Source organism: Dyella flagellata (assembly GCF_030160275.1).
Classification (GTDB): Bacteria; Pseudomonadota; Gammaproteobacteria; order Xanthomonadales; family Rhodanobacteraceae; genus Dyella_B; species Dyella_B flagellata.
The window spans coordinates 67,336-85,532 of the sequence record NZ_BSOA01000049.1 but is presented as its reverse complement, the minus strand read 5'-3'; the positions used below and the strand labels follow the sequence as shown (position 1 = coordinate 85,532).

The window sequence follows — 18,197 nt, the reverse complement described above, 5'->3', positions numbered from 1 at the left end:
GGGCCCATTAAGTGGCGGTTTTCATGTTGGGGCTGGCCTTTCTGCTGGGTGCTGTTGCACCCGGCGGCACTGTGTCGGCGACATCCGCGGCGAACGCACCGGCACCGACGGCGGTGGCCCATGCGTCCGAGGCCGCCCCGTTGCCCACGCCCCAGTTCCGGCGGTACGGCGTGCAGGACGGGCTGCCCAGCAGTGTCGTGTATGCCGTGGCCCAGGATCACGATGGCGCCATGTGGTTCGGTACCAAGGGCGGCATCGCCCGTTTCGACGGATTGCACTTTCATGTCTTCCGCCACATTGAAAACGATCCCGACTCCCTTTATGGAAACGAGATCTCGGCGCTGTTCGTCGACCGCCAGGGCATCCTCTGGGCTGGCGGTCTGGGACCAGGCCTGAACCGTTACGACCCGGCCACGGGCAAGTTCACCCATTGGGGGCATGATCCCGCCAATCCGCAGAGCCTGGCGCACGATCATGTATGGGTGATTGCGCAAACGCCAGACGGTTCGATCTGGGTCGGTACCGGCGAAGGTCTGGATCGCATGCGGCCGGACGGCCAGGGCTTCGAGCATGTGATCAATCCACTGATCGGCCTGTACCCGAGCGATTTCGGCATCGTCTACGCGCTGTATACCGACCCCAAGGGGCGCCTGTGGGTCAGCTGCGATCGTGGGACTTTTCGCCGCGATCTGGATGGCAGCTTCGTGCGCATCAAATCCGCCGATCCGAATCAGTCGCTGGACGCCTGGCGTATCGATGGCAATGGCGACGAAGTGCGCATTGCAACGGGGCAGGGGCTATTGGAGGTGGGGCCCGACGATGTGGCGCGCTTGTTCGGTGCGCCGAGCATTCCGCACCAGACCAATGTGATGACCAGCACTCGGGATGCGGCCGGCCATCTATGGGTCGGCACGCAGCGCGGCATGTACCTGCAGATGAGCCCGGATGCGCCGGTCGTCCAACTGGTCAACCAGCCGCTGCTGCATGGCAATCTGCCTGGTACCTGGGTGTGGCAGACCTTGGTGGATCGCGAAGGTGGGCTGTGGGTAACCACGTTCGATGGCGGCGTGGCCTATCTCGCGCCGGGATGGAACCGCTTCAGCCGCTACACGCATATTCCCGACGACCCCACCAGCCTGCGCGATTCGGTGGCCACCAGCATGGCGCGCGGACGCGATGGTCGGCACGTATGGGTGGGTGAGCGCGACGGCCGCATCGATCGGCTGGATCCGGTGACGGGCAAGGTCGAGCATGTCCTGGACGGATTGAGCGAGCGCGTGCTCGGCATGACCGAAGATTTCCGCCAACGCCTGTGGATCATTCCGCAAGGGTCGTTGTATCGGTACGACTACGTGCGTGGCCGGCTCGACCAGGTCGACCCACAGCACCGCGTGCTGGATCGCCCGCTGGAGGTCGAGCCCGGTCCTGACGGCCAGATGTATGCGCGTACTTTCGGCCACGGCATTTTCCGCATCGATCCGGACACGCTGGCGGTGTCGCCGGTGGCGATGGACAAGCCGAACGAGAAGGTGATGTGGGGCAGTCAGATGACGCTCTACAAGGGCACGTTCTGGTATGCCAGCGACGGCGGCCTGATGTGGTTCGATCGCGGCAGCGACCGATTCGTGATGGTGCCTGGCATTCCCTCCGGCAAGGCCATCGATGCCTTCGACTTCGATCGTACCGGCATCTGGGTGGCAACCGAGGATGGCCTTTCGCACTATCACTTCGATGGCCGACGTCTCGCGCTGGATCGCACGGTGGATGCCGAGCATGGCTGGCCATCGTTGCGCGCCGTGGACCTGGATGTCGATTGCCTGGGTCGGATCTGGATATTCAGCATCGAAGGCTTGTGGCGCTACGATCCCGCGCGAAGCAGTTTCTATCAGGTCGGCCTGCAGAACGGCCTGGCCAACGGCGAGTTCGATCGCGGCTATGCGCTGCTGCCCAGCGGTTACCTGTATGCCGCCACCAACGGTGGCGTGGTCGGGTTCGATCCGGACAAGGTGGATCCGCCGCCAATGCCGTCGGCGTTGTCGGTGACGCAAATTACCGTGCAGCGCAAAGGCGTGACGCGCAACCTGGCGCTGACGCCGCAACCCATCCGTGTCAGCTGGCGCGATAGCCAATTGCACATCCAGGCCCGGTTGTTCTCCTACATCAATCCTTCTGCCAATCAGTACCGGTTCCGTCTCAACGGTTTCGATAGCGACTGGGTGGACCGCGACAACCATGGCGAGCGCGAATTCACGGGTCTGGGCAGCGGCGACTACACGCTGGATGTCATGGCGCGCAGCTCGGAGGGCCGGTGGGTGCAGTTGGTCGCGCCATTGCACATTGTCGTGCAGGCGCCGCCTTGGCTGCGCTGGTGGGCGTGGCTGCTTTACGTGATCGTCAGCGTGGCCTTGGGCTTTCTCGTGCTGCTCGCCTGGCGCCGCCGGCTGGCGCATCGCCGCCGCATCCAGTTCGCCGAGCAGCGGCACCAGATTGCCGAACAGGCCAGCGCGGCGAAGAGCCGCTTCCTGGCCACGCTGAGCCACGAAATCCGTACGCCGATGACAGGCATGATGGGCATGTCCGAGCTATTGCTGGCCACGCCCTTGAACGATTCGCAGCGCGAATACGCCGAATCCATGCAACGCTCGAGCAATCTGTTGCTGAAGCTGCTGAACGATGCTTTGGACCTGGCGCGCATCGAAGCCGGCAAGCTGGTGCTGGATCCGGCGCCGTTTGAACTGAGGCCGATGCTGCAGGATGCCGTGCGCCTGCAAAAGGGCGCGGCGCAGGCCAAGGGTCTGGTACTTGAGCTGCACGTCAGCGAAGAGGTGCCGGCCTTGTTGGTAGGCGATGGGCTGCGCATTCGCCAAGTACTGTTCAACCTGGTCAGCAACGCCGTGAAATTCACCGAGCGCGGTGGCATACGCATCGATGTCGGCTGGACGGATGGTTCCATGTCGCTGGACGTGAGCGATACCGGCCCCGGCATTTCCGAAACCAGTCGGGTGCGCCTGTTCCGGCGTTTCGAGCAGGACGACGGTCCGCAACGCAGCATCGGCAGTGGCCTGGGGCTGGCGATCTGCAACGAACTGGTCGGCCTGATGGGCGGTCACATGACGTTGGAATCGATGCTCGGCAAGGGCAGTACTTTCCATGTGCGTCTGCCCTTGCAAGTCGCACAGGAAACGGCTCAGGACGAGATCGGCCGCGCCGGCCGCCCATGCGCGTTGAACGTATTGCTGGTGGATGGCGATGTCACGGCCGCGCATGCTGTTCGCGACATGCTCCAACAGCTGGGCCACCGCGTGCGTCATGCGAACCACGGCCTCAATGCCCTGGCGGAATTGGCGCTGGAGCCGTGCGATGTGATGCTGCTCGAATTGGATCTGCCCGGCATCGATGGATTCCAGGTGGCGCAGCTGATTCGTCATGGCGAGGTCGTCGGCGGACACGTGCCGATCGTTGCCATCACTACACGCGGTGATGAGGAGGAAATGGCACACGGAAGGCAGGTCGGCATCGACGCTTTTTTGCACAAGCCGGTGATCGGCGCGCAAACGGCGGCGGCCATGCAGGAAGCCATGACGGCGCGGGCCGCGGCGCCTAAGAAAATGAATCTGGTGTAGCTTGCGCGCCGCCATGCCCCTCTATCGCGGGCATGGTGGTCATGCATGAATGGGACGAGCAATTACATGTCGTGCTTGTTCACTTCGAAACCCAGTCGCTGATATTCGCGCCAGCGTAGGCGCGATCCCTCGCGTGCGGCCGGATCCGCCGCCACTACTTCCAGCACGCGGTCGCCGTGGCTAGGCGGGCATTGTTCGCGCAGATTGATGATCAGCGGGCGCGCAGGCGCGTCGACACCAGGCGGCGCGATCAGTACGGCGGTGTCTGCGTCGTCATCATCGCCGGCAAGTTGGTGCGGGATGTAGGCGTCTTCGTCGAACGACCACAGTAGCTCGTCCAGCTCTTCGGCCTGCTCGAAATCGCGAGTGAGAATGAGCGTGGGTTGCTGCGTGACAAATGCCTTGCGTGCCAGCTCGCATACCAGCAGAAGCGGGCGCTCGCTGAAGCGCGGCTTGGCGATGAGGTAGAAGTCGGCGCGAGGCATGGAGGCGATCAGCCAGCCCTGTCGATCAGCCATTGCGCCAGCAGCGGTACTGGCCGGCCGGTGGCGAGCCCTTTGCGGCCTTCATCCCATGCGGTACCCGCGATATCCAGATGCGCCCAACGCTGCCCCTCGGTGAAGCGCGAGAGGAAGCAGCCTGCCGTGATGGCGCCGGCGTTCTTGCCGCCGATGTTGGCCACATCGGCGAAACCGGATTCGAGCTGGACCTGGTAGTCGTCCCACAGCGGCAGGCGCCAGGCGCGATCAAGCGAGATTTCGCCGGCGCTCAGCAATTCCTCGGCCAGGTCGTCGTGCTTGCTCATCAGGCCGCTGGCGTACTTGCCCAGCGCGATCACGCAGGCACCGGTCAGCGTGGCGGCATCGATCAGCACCTTTGGCTGGAACGCTTGCGCCGTGTAGGTCAGCGCATCGCACAGGATCAGGCGACCCTCGGCATCCGTGTTGAGCACTTCGATGGTGAGTCCGGACAGGCTGGTGAGCACGTCGCTGGGGCGATAGCTGTCGCCGTCGGGCATGTTTTCCACCGCCGGCACCACGCAGACCAGATTGAGCTTGAGGCCGAGCTTCACGGCGGAGACGAACGCGCCGAGCACGCCCGCCGCGCCACCCATGTCGAACTTCATTTCTTCCATGCCCGGGCCGGGCTTCAGGCTGATGCCGCCCGTGTCGAAGGTGATGCCTTTACCCACCATGGCGTAAGGTTTTTCGTCCGCGCCGCCGTTGTATTCGAGCACGATCAGCTTGGGTTTGTTGGCGGAGCCGCGGCCGACGGCCAGCAGGGAGCCGAAGCCGAGCCGCTCCATTTCCTCGTGATCGAGCACCTTGCAGCTCACATGGCGTTCTGCATGGGCCTCGGCGAACTTCGTTGCCTGCTCGGCGATGTAGGCCGGGTTGCAGATGTTCGGCGGCAGGTTCGCCAGTTCGCGCGCAAAGCGCACGCCCTCGGCGATCGCCGTGGCCTGGTCGATGCCGGCCTGGGCTTGCGCGTCGGCACCGAAGGCGAGACTGCGCAGTTCTGGCTGGCCGCTCTTCTCGCGCGGCTTGAAGGTGGCGGTGTAGCGATAGGCGGAGTAATCGGCGGCCAATGCGGCGGTACGCACGCGCCACACGGCGTCGCGCCCGGGCACGTCGGCTTCGGTCAGGAAGCAAACGGCGCTGTCGATCGGCAGGCGGGTGAGCGCGCGCGCCGATTCCTGGCTCACTTTCTGGAAGCGTGCGGCATCGAAGCCCTTTTGCCCGCCCAGGCCGACCACCAGCACGCGCTTGGCCTGAACCCCTTCCGGCGCGAACAGCACGGTGGTGCTGCCGGCCTTGCCGGTGATGTCGCCGCTTTCCACCTGGCGCTTGATCACCCCTCCGGCGGCACTGTCCACCCGTGCCGCGGCGCTGGTCAGCAGTCCGTTTTCATAGACGCCGACCACCAGGCACGGGGTGTCGGCGGTTTCGGGGGCGGTGGAGGCGAGGCTGAATTGAAGCGTCATCGTCATTTCCTGCGAGGAGACCGGCACGCACCGAACCGGCTAGACTACGGGTTTGCCTCCCAGGACAGGCGAGGCACGGAACCCATAATTCTATCGCATGCTGAGCATCCTAGACCGGTATTTCCTGCGCGAGCTGGCCACGACCATCGGCGCCACGGTCATCGTGCTGCTGGTGATCATGGCCGGCACCACCTTCGCGCACGTGCTTGAACAGGTGGCCAAGGGCAGTTTCCCGGCCAGCGTCATGTTCCAGGTGCTAGGCCTGAACATGGTCGATACGCTGTCCAGCATGCTGCCGCTGGCCGGCTTCCTGGGCGTGCTGCAGACTTTCGGGCGCATGTACCGCGAAAGTGAAATGCACGTGCTTGCCTCCTCCGGCATGGGCATGGGCGGATTGCTGCGGCCGATGGGCATCGTCGCGGCGATCATGCTGGCGCTGGTCAGTGCGGTGTCGATGTGGCTGGGGCCGCTGTCGGCTCGGACTTCCGACAGTCTCGTGCAGGCGGCCAATCGCTCGATCATCGCCGCCGGCCTCGATGCCGGCCGTTTCACCGAGCTGCCGGGCAAGGGCGGTATCATTCTGGTCGACACGTTGAGCCGGGACGGGCAGCGCCTGGGCCGCACCTTCATCGCCGCCGAGCGCACCAACAAGGACGGCAGCCTGGTGATGAAGATGGTTACCGGCCAAAAGGGAAATCTGTATTCCAGCAGCGATAACAGCAATCGCTACCTGGCGCTGGAAGACGGCTGGCAGTATGAAATCCCGCTCGGCGCCGACAACTGGCGCCGCATGCAATACGAGCGCAATGACAGCGCGCTCTCGGCGATCCAGTCCGATGATGAAGCGGACCCGATCCATAACCTGGACATGGTCGACCTGATGCGCAACACCACCCCGGACGCGCGCGCCGAATTCGCGTGGCGCACGGTGGTGCCGGTGATGACGCTGGCGCTGTTGATGCTGGCAATGCCGCTGTCGCGGCAGACGCCTCGCGAGCCTCGTTACGGCCGCATGCTGATCGCGGTGCTCGGCTTCTTCCTGTATTACAACCTGCTGGAGTTGTGCCGTGGCCAGCTCGCCAAGGGGCACTGGCATCACTCCACGCCGCTGTGGGTGCTCAGCATCGCACTGTTTGGGGCAGCCGCCTTGAGCTTCCGCAACCAATACGCAGCGCGCGCCCCGCGCAAGGCGAGGGCCTGATGGCAAGCTTGCGCGTCAAGCGCGTGGACTGGCTGATCGGCACCACGGTGTTCGGTTCGATGCTGATGGTGTGGCTGGTGCTGGTGGGCCTGGATGCGATGATCCAGTTTGGCCGCCAGTTGCATTTCATCGGACGTAATGGCTACACGCTCAGCAATGCGATCTTCTATGTCGTGGTGACGATCCCGCGCCGCATGTACGAGATGTTCGGATTTGCCGCATTGATTGGCGGCCTGATGGGCCTCGGCAGCCTGGCCTCCACTGGCGAATTGACGGCATTGCGCGCGTCTGGCATGTCACGCTTGCGCATTGGCGCATCGGCAGCAGGCGTGGTGGCGATCCTGGTGGCTGGCGTGGTGGTGATGGGTGAAACCGTCGGTCCGTGGGGCGACCAGCAGGCGCAGGCGTTGACGTTGCGCTTGCGCTCGGGCGGCAGTCTTGGGCTTACCAGTAGTGGCCTGTGGGCGCGCGATGGCGACCGCATCATCAATGCCAAAAACCGCACACTGAGCGATACCGGTGACCATTCCCACGTACAGCTGATGGATGTGCGCGTTTTCACGCTGACCCCCGATGGTCGGCAACTGAGCCGCTTCGACCAGGCCAACACGGCCGAACATGTCGGCAAGGAATGGGTGCTGGATCGTGTGCGCAGCACCACCCTGGACGAAAAGGGCGTGCACAGCAGTACGTCTACGAATGAACACTGGGATTCCCAGCTCGACCCGGAAATCCTGCAGCAGTCGCTGATCCAGCCGCAGTACCTGTCGATGCGCGATCTGCAGCACATCATTACGTACAAGCTCAAGAATGGCGAGAACGCCCGCCCCTATGAAATGCCGTTCTGGGGGCGCGTGATGTATCCCATCAATACGCTGGTGCTGGTGTTGTGCGTCATGCCTTTTGCCTTCGGCGCGCTGCGCTCCGGCGGATTGGGCAAGCGCATCTTCATCGGCATCATCATCGCCCTGTGCTGGCATTTTGCGCAGGTCGCCATCGTCAACTTCAGCACGGTCTATGGCGCGCCTCCGATGATGGCAAACGTACTGCCGGTGCTGTTGCTGGTGTTCATCGCGTGGTTCTATTTCCGCAAGCATGCGTGATGCGTCCGGCGTACCGAGGCTCGTGCCCGATACCAATGTTTGCCTGGATTTGTTCGTGTTCGAAGACTCGGCAAGCGCCGCGCTGCTCGCAGCGGTACTTGCCGGTGAAGTCCAGCTGATAACCCGCGAGGATTGCCGTGCCGAATGGCTGGCGGTGTTGGCGTATCCGCGGTTGAAACTGCAAGAGCAGCGGCGCCTGCAGGCGGCCGGGACCTTCGACCGATACGTGCAATGCATCCCGCCGGCCGATAGGGGCATGCCCAGCGGCGTGGCGCTGCCGCGCTGTCGCGATCGCGACGATCAGAAATTCCTGCAGCTTGCGTGGCAGGCGGGCGCCGCAGCCTTGCTCACCCGGGACGACGAGTTGCTGCGTCTGGCCAGGCGCACGCAGCGCGATGGCTTGTTCGCCATCCTGTCGCCGACGGCGTGGCGAGATGCGCTAAGCCCGTAGACTGGGCCCGCGCTTGCCGATGGCTGCTGTACCCGGCAAAGTCATGGGCTCTTCATTCCTCCCTGGGGATGTCATGAACTGGATCGACCTGCGTAGCGACACCGTCACCCAGCCAACGCGCGCCATGCGCGAAGCCATGCTCGACGTTGAGGTGGGCGATGATGTCTACGGCGAAGATCCCACCGTCAACGCACTGCAGCGACGCCTTGCCGACGATCTGGGCTTCGCAGCGGGACTGTTCGTGCCATCGGGCACGCAATCGAACCTGCTGGCACTGATGTCCCATTGCGAGCGCGGCGACGAATACATCGTTGGCGCCGAAGCGCACACCTATAAATTCGAAGGCGGCGGGGCGGCTGTGCTGGGTTCGATCCAGCCGCAGCCGATCGCGCATGACGCGGATGGCACGCTGCCGCTGGAAAAGGTGGCAGCGGCGATCAAGCCGATCGATCCGCATTTCGCCCGCACGCGCCTGCTGGCGTTGGAGAACACCTGGCATGGCCGCGTACTGCCGTTGGATTACCTGCGTGCCGCTGGTGAATTTGCTCGTGAGCGCGGACTCGCTCTGCACCTGGATGGCGCTCGGCTCTACAACGCTGCAGTGGCCGCTGGGGTCCCGGCGCGGGAAATCGCGCAGCACTTCGACAGCGTCTCAGTGTGCTTGTCCAAGGGGCTGGCAGCGCCGGTAGGATCGGTGCTGGTGGGTTCGGCGGCCCTGATCGAGAAGGCGCGGCGTTGGCGCAAGGTGGCCGGTGGTGGCTGGCGCCAGGCGGGCCTGCTGGCAGCGGCCTGCCTGCATGCGTTGGACCATCACGTGGCGCGCTTGGCGGACGACCACGCGCGTGCTGCGCGACTCGCCGGCAGTTTGCGGGAGATCGCCGGCGTCAAACTGCTAGGCCAGCATACCAACATGGTATTCATCGACGTGCCTGGCGAGCGCTTGCGCGAACTGGATGCGCATCTGCGTAGCGCCTCGATACGCATAAGCATCGGCTATTTGCCGACCTTGCGGCTGGTGACGCATCTGGACGTCGATGATGAGGGCGTCGATCGCGTGATCGCTGCGTTCGCGTCCTTCTTTGCGCAAGGGGCTGCGTAGGCTGGGATGAAATCCCAGCTTTGGGGCAGGGGCTGGCCGGGATCATCCCAGCCTGCGTAACTGCATCAGGCCCGCTTGGAGGACACCAGCGCCATGTCAGAGCGGCGAATGAAATCGCGTACCTGCGGGTACACTACTTCACGCCAGCGACGGCCGCTGAAAATGCCGTAGTGACCGGCCCCTTCGACGACGCGATGTGCGCGCCGCGCCGTCGGAATGCCGGTGCACAGATCATGCGCCGCCTCGGTCTGCCCGATGCCGGAGATATCGTCCAGCTCGCCCTCGATGGTGAGCAGGCTGGTGCGCTTGATGGCCGCAGGGTTCACGCGCTCGCCATTGACTTCCCACAAGCCGCGCGGCAGCAGAAATTGCTGGAACACGGTGCTGATGGTGTCCAGGTAATACTCCGCCGGCATGTCGAGCACCGCGTTGTATTCGTCGTAGAACTTGCGATGCGCTTCGGCGTCATCCAGGTCGCCGCGCAACAGGTTGAGATAGAAATCCCAGTGCGAACTGAGGTGGCGGCCCGGATTCATCGCCACGAAACCCGCGTGCTGCAGGAAGCCTGGGTAGACCTCGCGTCCATGGCCGGGATAGTTGATCGGCACGGTGTGAATCACGTTGCCGCGGAACCAGCTCAACGGCTGCTGGGTGGCCAGGTTGTTGACACTGGTCGGGCTGCGGCGTGGATCGATCGGACCGCCCATCATCGTCATGCTGCGTGGCGTGGCTTCGCCGCGCGCGGCCATCAGCGAAATGGCAGCCAGCACCGGCACCGTCGGCTGGCATACCGAAATCACATGCAGGGATTCGGCGCCGATGTGGCGGATGAACTGCTCGATGGTCGCGACGTAGTCATCCAGATGGAACGGGCCGGCCGACGCGGGAATCATGCGCGCATCGGTCCAGTCGGTGATGTACACCTTGTGATCGAGCAGCAACGAGCGCACGGTATCGCGCAGCAGGGTTGCATGATGACCGGACAGCGGCGCCACCACCAGCACCACCGGCTCGGACTTCATCTTCTCGATGGTTTCCGGATCGTCGCTGAAGCGCTTGAAACGGCGCAGCTGGCAGAAGGGTGTCTCCAGATCGAGGCGCTCGATGATCGCGATCTGGTTGCCCTGTGGATTGGTGATGCTGTGGATATTGAACGCCGGCTTTTCGTAGTCCTTGCCCAGGCGATGGACCAGCTCATAACCCGCCGCCATGCGCTGTGCGCCCGGCAACTGGGCCAGGGGGCTGTTGGGGTCGGTGAGCATGCGGGCGCTGGCCTCGGCGTAGTGGCTCAAGGGGCCGAGGAAGGCGCGTTGCCATTCATGAAGCTGGTAAAGCATGGTGTGCGGGAGGCGTCGGCTAAAGTCATATGATAGCCGTTTACGGGCTGCAATGCTGCATTGCGACAGGTCTGTGTCGCTTTGTATATCAATAACTTACAGATTCATGCGTCTCAAGTGGTCAGCGACGGCGATTTCAGCCGGTCCGGCGCAGCTCGGAGCCGGCCAGCAGGTCATGCACCGCGCGGTGACGGCGATCGAACAGCGCCACCAAGAACCACACGAGCCAGGCCGCGGCCACCGCCCACAGTGCCACCCTCAGGCCCAGGGCGGGGGCCAGCAGCAGCCATAGCAAGGGCAGGGCGGCGGCGAACAGGCGCAGCAGCGCCTGTTTCAGGGTCAGTCGCGCGCCGCTGCTGCCGGCCACGCGGATGCGCCAAGGGCGCATGCCCAGGGTCTGTCCGCCGCGCAGCCAGGAAATCAGGAAGTAGGCCGCCACCACCAAGCCTTGCAGTGGCTGGTACCACCAGGCGATGTGCACCTGCGCGCCGGTGGTAATCAGCTGGCCATGTGTGGCGAGCTGGCAGAGCAATCCCACCACCATCACGATGGCCAATACCGCCACCAGGTCGTAAAGCAGAGCGAGCAGGCGCCGCCACAGCGGGCAGGTCATGGTGGTCGTTTGCGTCATGAAGTCCGCCAATCGGCTCCTAAAGGATGCTGCGCAAACGCATCACGCTTGCACAACCTGCGTGTAACTCCCAGCATCGTGCGCATGAAACCGAGCACGAGTAAAGAGTTGGTCGCCACCGCCGAAGCGGATGAAGGGGAAATTGCCGCCTTCCTGGAGCGCGTCTGGTCCGAAGACGGCCTCGCCGAGCGTACGCTGCAGGCTTATCGCCAGGACCTTGAAGCCCTGGCCCGTTGGTTGACAGGGCGCGGACGGACCCTGCGCACGGCGCGGCGCGAAGACCTTTCCGCGTTCCATGGCTCGCAACCGGTGGCGGTGCGTTCGATGGCGCGCCGCCAATCGGCGTTCCGCCGCTTCTACGCATCGATGGCACGTGACGAGCCCGGCTTTGAAGACCCTACGCTGTTGATCGAGCGCCCCAAGACGCCACGTAGCTTGCCCAAGGCGCTGGCCGAGCGCGAGATCGAAGGCTTGCTGCATGCGCCGGACGTGTCCACCACGCTGGGGTTGCGTGATCGCGCCATGCTTGAGTTGATGTATGCCTCGGGGCTGCGCGTTTCCGAACTGGTGGAGCTGCCGCTGGCTGCGCTCAACACCCGCCAGGGCGTGTTGCGCGTGACCGGCAAAGGCGGCAAGGATCGACTGGTGCCGGTTGGCGAAGTGGCGCTGGAATACATCCAGTCCTATCTCAGCCAGGCGCGCCCCACGCTGGCCAAAGGCCGGCAGCCGTCGGCGCTGTTCCTGAGCAAGCGCGGCGAAGGCATGACGAGGCAGATGTTCTGGACCCTGGTCAAGCGTCACGCCATGGTGGTGGGCATTAACAGCAAGCGCATTTCGCCGCACGTGCTGCGCCATTCGTTCGCTACCCATCTGTTGAACCACGGGGCGGATCTGCGTGCCTTGCAGATGCTGCTAGGGCATAGCGCGTTGAGCACCACGCAAATTTACACGCTGGTCGCCAAGGAAGGGTTGAAACGCTTGCACGCTCAGCATCACCCGCGCGGGTAGGTTTGCACCCCACCCTACCCAGGCATGCCATATGGGACTAGTCGTGACGGAGTGCTACGGCCGATATGTGATACTTACGTCTTTCCGTCACGTGGCCGCTCGGCAAAGAGGTTGTATGTCCAAGAAGTTCTGGCTGCTTTGCGTGAGCGTGTTGGCCATGCATGCAGGCATCGTGGTGGCGCAGGCCGCCGTTTCCGGGGCGACTGCGAATACCCCTGAAAGCGTGGTGCGCCAGACCTTGCTGCGGCTCGTGCCCAAGGCGAAGGTCGAGCAAATCACGCCGGCGCCGCTGCCGGGCTTCTATCAGGTGATCGCGTCCGGGCACATGGTCTACATCAGCGGCGACGGCAAGTACGTGATGAACGGCGAACTGATCGACGCCAGCAAAGGCAGCAGCCTCACCGAAGACGCCTGGGCGGCCTTCCGCAAAACGGAGCTGGCCAAGGTGCCGGTGTCGGACCGCATCGTGTTTGCGCCGGCCAAGCCCAAATACACGGTCACTGTATTCACCGACGTGACTTGCCCGTATTGCCGTGTGCTGCATGAGCAGATCAAGGCCTTCAACCAGGAAGGCATCGCGGTGCAGTATTTGGCCTGGCCGCGTGCCGGCGTCACCGGCGAGGACGGCAAGCCGACCTCGACGTACAAGGAGATGGTGTCGATCTGGTGCGCCGCCGATCGCAAAGACGCCTTCACCGAAGCCAAGAAGGGCCGTGAGCCGAAGGCCGTCGACTGCAAGAATCCGGTCAAGGATCAGTTCGATCTTGGTCTGCGCCTTGGCGTCACCGGCACCCCGGCTGTTTATGCCGAGGACGGTAGCCTGCTCGGCGGCTACCTGACGCCGCAGCAGATGCTGCAGGCGGTGCAGGAACACGCCGCCAAAGGCGGTTGATCCGTTGCAGCCCAGTGGCTGGGATGTCAATCCCAGCTCTCCGTATGGCGTTGTCAATGCTGGGATTTCATCCCAAGCTAAGCGCAACGGCCAGATTGCGCCGCGCAGGGAGGGGCGCTGCTCAGGTACAATACGCAGCTCCATCGCTTAGCGCCTTTTCCCCCCGCAATGATCGCACTCGACGGGCAGAGCGCCCTTTCGCCTTTCCGCCTGGAACGTCTCAATGCCCGCCTGGATGCCTTGCATCGCGGCGCCCGCGTGCAGGCGTGCTGGTTCGTCTACTTCGTTGATGCGGCGGTCGAGCCGGAGGGAGCGCAGCGCCAGCGCTTGCTGGAGGCGCTGGAGGCCAAGGACAGCAAGCCGGAACTGGCTTCGCTGTGGGTGGTGCCGCGCCTGGGCACCATTTCTCCCTGGTCGAGCAAGGCCACCGACATTCTTCACGACTGCGGTTTCGACGTGCGCCGCGTTGAACGCGGCACGGCCTATCAAGTAAGCGGCTTGCCGGCGATCCATGACGCCGGCTACGGCGAGTTGCTTGCCGTTTTGCACGACGCGATGACGCAATCGGTGCTCACTCGCCTGGAACAGGCACAAGGTTTGTTCCTGGCCGGCCAGCCCGGCGATCTGGTGCACGTCAAACTGGGGGCCGATCCGCGTAGCGCGTTGGCCCGCGCCAATACCGACCTGGGTCTGGCCCTGGCCGAGGACGAGATCGACTACCTTGCCGCCCGCTATGCGGAGCTCGGCCGTGATCCCACCGACGCTGAACTCTTCATGTTCGCGCAGGCCAACTCCGAGCACTGCCGCCACAAGGTATTCAATGCCAGCTGGACGCTGGATGGCGAAGCGCAGGAGAAAAGCCTGTTCGCGATGATCAAGAACACGCACCAGCACTCGCCCGCTTACACGCTTTCCGCCTACAAGGACAACGCGGCCGTGATCGAGGGCCACGCCGGCAAGCGTTTCGTTTGCGACGATGACGGCGTATGGCGCGCCAGCGAACAGCGCATCGATTACGCGATCAAAGTGGAAACGCACAACCATCCCACCGCGATCGCGCCCTGGCCTGGCGCTGCGACCGGCGCCGGTGGCGAAATTCGCGATGAGGGCGCTACCGGCCGCGGTGCCAAGCCAAAAGCCGGCCTCACCGGTTTCTCCGTGTCGGACCTGCGCATTCCCGGCCATCCGCAGCCATGGGAAGTGGAGCGCCCGCTGCCGCCACGCATGGCCAGCGCGTTCGAGATCATGCGCGATGGTCCACTCGGTGCCGCGGCGTTCAACAACGAATTCGGCCGCCCTTGCCTGGGCGGCTACTTCCGCACCTATGAGCATGAAACCGGAGAAGCCGGCGTACGGCGCGGTTACGACAAGCCGATCATGATCGCCGGCGGCCTGGCCAATATGCGCAGCGACCACGTGCAGAAGCGCGAAGTGCTGCCGGGACACGCAGTCATCGTGCTCGGCGGTCCGGCGATGCTGATCGGCCTGGGCGGTGGCGCGGCTTCGTCGATGGCGTCCGGCGCATCCAGTGCGGAGCTCGATTTTGCTTCGGTACAGCGCGACAACGCGGAAATGGAGCGTCGCTGTCAGCAAGTGATCGACAGCTGCTGGTCGCTCGGCGAGCACAATCCGATCGTCAGCATCCACGACGTTGGCGCTGGCGGCATTTCCAACGCCATTCCCGAATTGCTCAACGATGCGGGCGTGGGCGGTGAGATCGATCTGTCGAAAGTGCCCTGCGACGATCCCTCGCTGTCGCCGATGCAGGTGTGGAGCAATGAATCGCAAGAACGCTACGTGCTGGCGATTGCGCAGGAACACCTGCCGCAGTTCGAGGCGTATTGCGTGCGCGAGCGTTGCCCGTATGCCGTAGTAGGCGCTGCCACCGCGGAACGTGTGCTGCGCGTGACCGATCCACACCGCCAGCTCACGGTGATCGATCTGCCGATGGACGTGCTGTTCGGCAAGCCACCGCGCATGCATCGCGACGCCAGGCACATCAAGCCGCGCATCGATCTGATTCCGGACCTAAGCGGCATCGGCATGGACGAAGCGCTAATGCGTGTGCTGCGCCTGCCGACCGTCGGCAGCAAGAGCTTCCTCATCACCATCGGCGATCGCACTGTCGGTGGCCTGTGTACGCGTGACCCGATGGTCGGGCCGTGGCAGGTGCCGGTCGCCGATTGCGCCGTGACCTTGGCGGATTTCGATGGCTACCAGGGCGAAGCGATGGCGATGGCCGAGCGCGCGCCGGTGGCTGTGCTCAACAGTGCCGCGGCGGCACGCCTGGCGGTGGGCGAAGCGATCACCAACCTGGCCGCGGCGCCGATCGATCAGTTGGGCGAAGTGCGCCTTTCCGCGAACTGGATGGCTGCGGTCAATCACCCGGGTGAAGATGCGGCCCTGTTCGATGCGGTGAAAACCGTGGGCATGGAGCTGTGCCCGCAACTGGATATCTCCATTCCGGTCGGCAAGGATTCGCTATCCATGCAGACCGTATGGCAAGACGGCGATACGCCGCAGCGTACGGTGGCGCCAGTGTCGCTGGTGATCACCGGTTTTGCGCGAGTCGGCGACGTCCGGCGTACGCTTACGCCGCAACTGCGACTGGACCGCGGTGATTCCGATCTATGGCTGATCGATCTGGGCGCCGGCCGTGGCCGTCTCGGCGGTTCCGCGCTTACGCAAGTGTTCAACCGCGGTGGCGGCATGCCGCCGGACCTGGACGACGCCAAGCGCCTGAAGGCGCTGTTCGACCTGGTGCAGGAGGCGAGCCGCGAACGCATCCTGTTGGCTTATCACGATCGCTCCGATGGCGGCGTGATCGTTACCTTGTTGGAAATGGCATTCGCCGGCCGCTGCGGCCTGGAAATCACGCTGGACGGCTGGGCCGAAGCCACGCTGCGCGCGCTGTTCAACGAAGAGCTCGGTGCGGTATTGCAGGTGGCCACGGCCAATCGCGAGGCATTCGAGGCGCTGCTGATCAAGCACGGCCTCGCCGGCATGAGCAACCGCATCGGCCGTCCGAAAGAGAAGCTCGGCATCAAGCTGTTTCTCAACAAGGACACGCTGTTCAAGTGGAACTGGACGCAGCTGTTCAAGGCCTGGAACGAAACCAGCCACGCGATGCAACGCCTGCGCGACAATCCGGCGAGCGCGGATGCGGAACTGGAATGGCGCATCGACGACGCGGATGCGGGCATCAGTCCGAAGCTCACGTTCGATCCGGCCGAAGATATTGCAGCCCCCTACATCAAGCAGGGTGCCAAGCCGCGCGTGGCGATCCTGCGTGAGCAGGGTGTGAATGGTCAGGTCGAAATGGCCGCGGCCTTTACGCGCGCTGGCTTCGAGGCGGTGGACGTGCACATGTCCGACCTCGCCAGCGGCCGCATCAAACTCGGTGATTTCCGTGGTTTTGCCGCGTGTGGCGGCTTCTCTTTCGGCGACGTGCTCGGCGCGGGGCGCGGATGGGCGGCGTCCATTCTGTACAACGAGATGCTGCGCGCGCAATTCAGCGAGTTCTTTGCCGACGCGAGCAAGTTTGCGCTGGGCGTGTGCAATGGCTGCCAGATGCTGAGCCAGCTCAAGGACATCATTCCAGGCGCACAGCACTGGCCGAAGTTCCTGCGCAATGCCTCCGAGCAATACGAAGCGCGCCTGGCCACGCTGGAAGTGCTGGATTCGCCCAGCCTCTTCTTCAAGGGAATGACCGGCTCGCGCATCCCGGTGGTGGTCGCGCACGGCGAAGGACGGGTTAATTTCCCGGCCATGTGCAGTCCCTCCAAGGCGGGCGGAGCGGTACGCTTCGTCGACAACCGCGGCAAACCCACCGAACACTACCCGCTCAATCCCAATGGTTCGCCGGGCGGCCTTGCCGGCTTCACCGCCGCGGACGGACGCGTGACGGCCCTCATGCCGCATCCGGAGCGTGTATTCCGCACCGTGCAAATGAGCTGGCATCCAGAAAGCTGGGGCGAGGATTCCCCCTGGATGCGCATGTTCCGCAACGCCAGGGTGTGGTGCGGCTGAGATTTGCCGCGCCAGGGCGCCGATGGCCGGCCTGGCTGCTGGCCATCGCCTGGGCACTTTTGCTGGCAGGGATGCCGTGGTGGACCGGCCTGCCGCTGTTACTGGGGCTGGCCGCCATCCAGGCGATACAGCTACCCCGCTTGCAACGTTACAACGGTATGCTCCGGCCAGCGTTGCGCTGGGGATTGGCTGGCTTGCTGGCTGCGGGCTTTCGCGCATTCGACAACCACGGGCTTGGCCTGACCTTGACCGCGCTGGCGGCGCTGGCGGGTTTTACGCTGCTCGTGCTGCTCGAATCCTGGCAGGATCACAAGCCGCAACGCAGCGCAGCCGCCGCGGCGGCCTCGCCGGAATGGAGCGAACTGGCGCAGGCGCCAATCGGTCCTTCCGGCACGCTGATCGAGTTGCAGGCCCCGGATTGGATCACCCTGGACAGCGCTGCGACTAAGGTCTTGGGAGATGTAGCTATGCTCGACGCCCGTAGCTGCATAGTCGGTGCGGCGGCGCGCATCGACAACATTGAACTGAAGGTTTCAGTGGCGCCGGGGAGGCGTTGGTTGGCGTGGCCGATGGCGGCGTGGCGCGGCGTAGTGCTGTACGATCGCGCCGACGGCAAGCTGTATCGGTTGCGCAGCTGGCAACTGTACGGCTGGCACGCCGGGGAGGCCTGGTTGAGTCGCAGTGAGGAACAGCCCCCCTTGGCGTTGTCGCATGTACTCGGGCAGGATCAGCGCGACGAGTAGTGCGGCACAGCCTGGCCGCGTTTGCTCTTGCTTCGCCGGAACGATGATCCGGTCCGGGCCATCCATGACGAGTGACCTGGATTTTTCGTACGATTG

At 64.1% G+C, this 18,197-nt stretch carries 13 protein-coding genes; 9 read left to right on the top strand and 4 right to left on the bottom strand.

Features of this window, described 5'->3' with window-relative positions:
- Positions 1 to 23 precede the first annotated feature (23 nt).
- The gene (locus QQJ96_RS20500; protein WP_284333892.1) at positions 24 to 3,623 is read left to right on the top strand and encodes a hybrid sensor histidine kinase/response regulator; all 3,600 of its coding nucleotides are present in this window, start codon (positions 24 to 26) and stop codon (positions 3,621 to 3,623) included.
- 62 nt (positions 3,624 to 3,685) lie between these two features.
- On the opposite strand, the gene QQJ96_RS20495 is transcribed toward QQJ96_RS20500, so the two are convergent.
- Both QQJ96_RS20495 and QQJ96_RS20490 read right to left on the bottom strand, forming a co-directional pair.
- The gene (locus QQJ96_RS20495) at positions 3,686 to 4,108 is read right to left on the bottom strand and encodes a DNA polymerase III subunit chi (protein ID WP_284333891.1); all 423 of its coding nucleotides are present in this window, start codon (positions 4,106 to 4,108) and stop codon (positions 3,686 to 3,688) included.
- 8 nt (positions 4,109 to 4,116) lie between these two features.
- On the bottom strand, positions 4,117 to 5,607 hold the full coding sequence (locus QQJ96_RS20490) for a leucyl aminopeptidase (protein WP_284333890.1): 1,491 nt from the start codon (positions 5,605 to 5,607) through the stop codon (positions 4,117 to 4,119).
- Between the two features lie 97 nt (positions 5,608 to 5,704).
- On the opposite strand from QQJ96_RS20490, the gene lptF reads away from it, so the two are divergent.
- The 4 genes from lptF to ltaE all read left to right on the top strand — a co-directional run bounded on the left by lptF (position 5,705) and on the right by ltaE (position 9,461).
- Positions 5,705 to 6,808 (top strand): LPS export ABC transporter permease LptF, encoded by a 1,104-nt coding sequence (gene lptF / locus QQJ96_RS20485; RefSeq protein WP_284333889.1) that lies wholly within the window; start codon positions 5,705 to 5,707, stop codon positions 6,806 to 6,808.
- Positions 6,808 to 7,911, top strand: coding sequence for an LPS export ABC transporter permease LptG (gene lptG / locus QQJ96_RS20480; RefSeq protein ID WP_284333888.1), 1,104 nt, complete (start codon positions 6,808 to 6,810; stop codon positions 7,909 to 7,911). Before lptF ends, lptG begins: the two co-directional genes overlap by 1 nt.
- Before the next feature lie 22 nt (positions 7,912 to 7,933).
- Positions 7,934 to 8,362, top strand: a complete 429-nt coding sequence (locus tag QQJ96_RS20475; RefSeq protein WP_284333887.1) for a putative toxin-antitoxin system toxin component, PIN family — start codon at positions 7,934 to 7,936, stop codon at positions 8,360 to 8,362.
- A 73-nt stretch (positions 8,363 to 8,435) separates the two neighbouring features.
- The gene (gene ltaE, locus QQJ96_RS20470; protein WP_284333886.1) at positions 8,436 to 9,461 is read left to right on the top strand and encodes a low-specificity L-threonine aldolase; all 1,026 of its coding nucleotides are present in this window, start codon (positions 8,436 to 8,438) and stop codon (positions 9,459 to 9,461) included.
- Positions 9,462 to 9,526: 65 nt separating this feature from the next.
- Here ltaE and QQJ96_RS20465 read toward each other — a convergent pair whose 3' ends face one another.
- Both QQJ96_RS20465 and QQJ96_RS20460 read right to left on the bottom strand, forming a co-directional pair.
- Positions 9,527 to 10,798 (bottom strand): polyhydroxyalkanoate depolymerase, encoded by a 1,272-nt coding sequence (locus QQJ96_RS20465; RefSeq protein WP_284333885.1) that lies wholly within the window; start codon positions 10,796 to 10,798, stop codon positions 9,527 to 9,529.
- Positions 10,799 to 10,934: 136 nt separating this feature from the next.
- On the bottom strand, positions 10,935 to 11,429 hold the full coding sequence (locus tag QQJ96_RS20460; RefSeq protein ID WP_284333884.1) for an RDD family protein: 495 nt from the start codon (positions 11,427 to 11,429) through the stop codon (positions 10,935 to 10,937).
- Positions 11,430 to 11,513: 84 nt separating this feature from the next.
- On the opposite strand from QQJ96_RS20460, the gene xerD reads away from it, so the two are divergent.
- The 4 genes from xerD to QQJ96_RS20440 all read left to right on the top strand — a co-directional run bounded on the left by xerD (position 11,514) and on the right by QQJ96_RS20440 (position 18,101).
- Complete coding sequence (gene xerD / locus QQJ96_RS20455) at positions 11,514 to 12,437, top strand: site-specific tyrosine recombinase XerD (RefSeq protein WP_284333883.1); 924 nt, start codon at positions 11,514 to 11,516, stop codon at positions 12,435 to 12,437.
- A gap of 115 nt (positions 12,438 to 12,552) precedes the next feature.
- Positions 12,553 to 13,329 carry a disulfide isomerase DsbC N-terminal domain-containing protein gene (locus QQJ96_RS20450; RefSeq protein ID WP_284333882.1) on the top strand — a complete coding sequence of 259 codons (777 nt, stop codon included), beginning with the start codon at positions 12,553 to 12,555 and terminating at the stop codon, positions 13,327 to 13,329.
- A 168-nt stretch (positions 13,330 to 13,497) separates the two neighbouring features.
- Entirely contained in the window at positions 13,498 to 17,358 is a 3,861-nt protein-coding gene (gene purL, locus QQJ96_RS20445; protein WP_284333881.1) for a phosphoribosylformylglycinamidine synthase, read from the top strand.
- A complete protein-coding gene (locus tag QQJ96_RS20440; protein ID WP_284333880.1) occupies positions 17,346 to 18,101 on the top strand; it encodes a hypothetical protein in 756 nt (251 codons plus the stop codon). Before purL ends, QQJ96_RS20440 begins: the two co-directional genes overlap by 13 nt.
- Positions 18,102 to 18,197: the final 96 nt, after the last annotated feature.

Bases quoted from the DNA above. Each gene is read 5' to 3' on its own strand.
- QQJ96_RS20495 (WP_284333891.1), bottom strand. From the start codon at position 4,108: ATGCCTCGCGCCGACTTCTACCTCATCGCCAAGCCGCGCTTCAGCGAG.
- xerD (WP_284333883.1), top strand. From the start codon at position 11,514: ATGAAACCGAGCACGAGTAAAGAGTTGGTCGCCACCGCCGAAGCGGAT.
- QQJ96_RS20500 (WP_284333892.1), top strand. From the start codon at position 24: ATGTTGGGGCTGGCCTTTCTGCTGGGTGCTGTTGCACCCGGCGGCACT.
- lptF (WP_284333889.1), top strand. From the start codon at position 5,705: ATGCTGAGCATCCTAGACCGGTATTTCCTGCGCGAGCTGGCCACGACC.
- QQJ96_RS20490 (WP_284333890.1), bottom strand. From the start codon at position 5,607: ATGACGCTTCAATTCAGCCTCGCCTCCACCGCCCCCGAAACCGCCGAC.
- purL (WP_284333881.1), top strand. From the start codon at position 13,498: ATGATCGCACTCGACGGGCAGAGCGCCCTTTCGCCTTTCCGCCTGGAA.
- lptG (WP_284333888.1), top strand. From the start codon at position 6,808: ATGGCAAGCTTGCGCGTCAAGCGCGTGGACTGGCTGATCGGCACCACG.
- QQJ96_RS20450 (WP_284333882.1), top strand. From the start codon at position 12,553: ATGTCCAAGAAGTTCTGGCTGCTTTGCGTGAGCGTGTTGGCCATGCAT.
- QQJ96_RS20460 (WP_284333884.1), bottom strand. From the start codon at position 11,429: ATGACGCAAACGACCACCATGACCTGCCCGCTGTGGCGGCGCCTGCTC.
- ltaE (WP_284333886.1), top strand. From the start codon at position 8,436: ATGAACTGGATCGACCTGCGTAGCGACACCGTCACCCAGCCAACGCGC.
- QQJ96_RS20465 (WP_284333885.1), bottom strand. From the start codon at position 10,798: ATGCTTTACCAGCTTCATGAATGGCAACGCGCCTTCCTCGGCCCCTTG.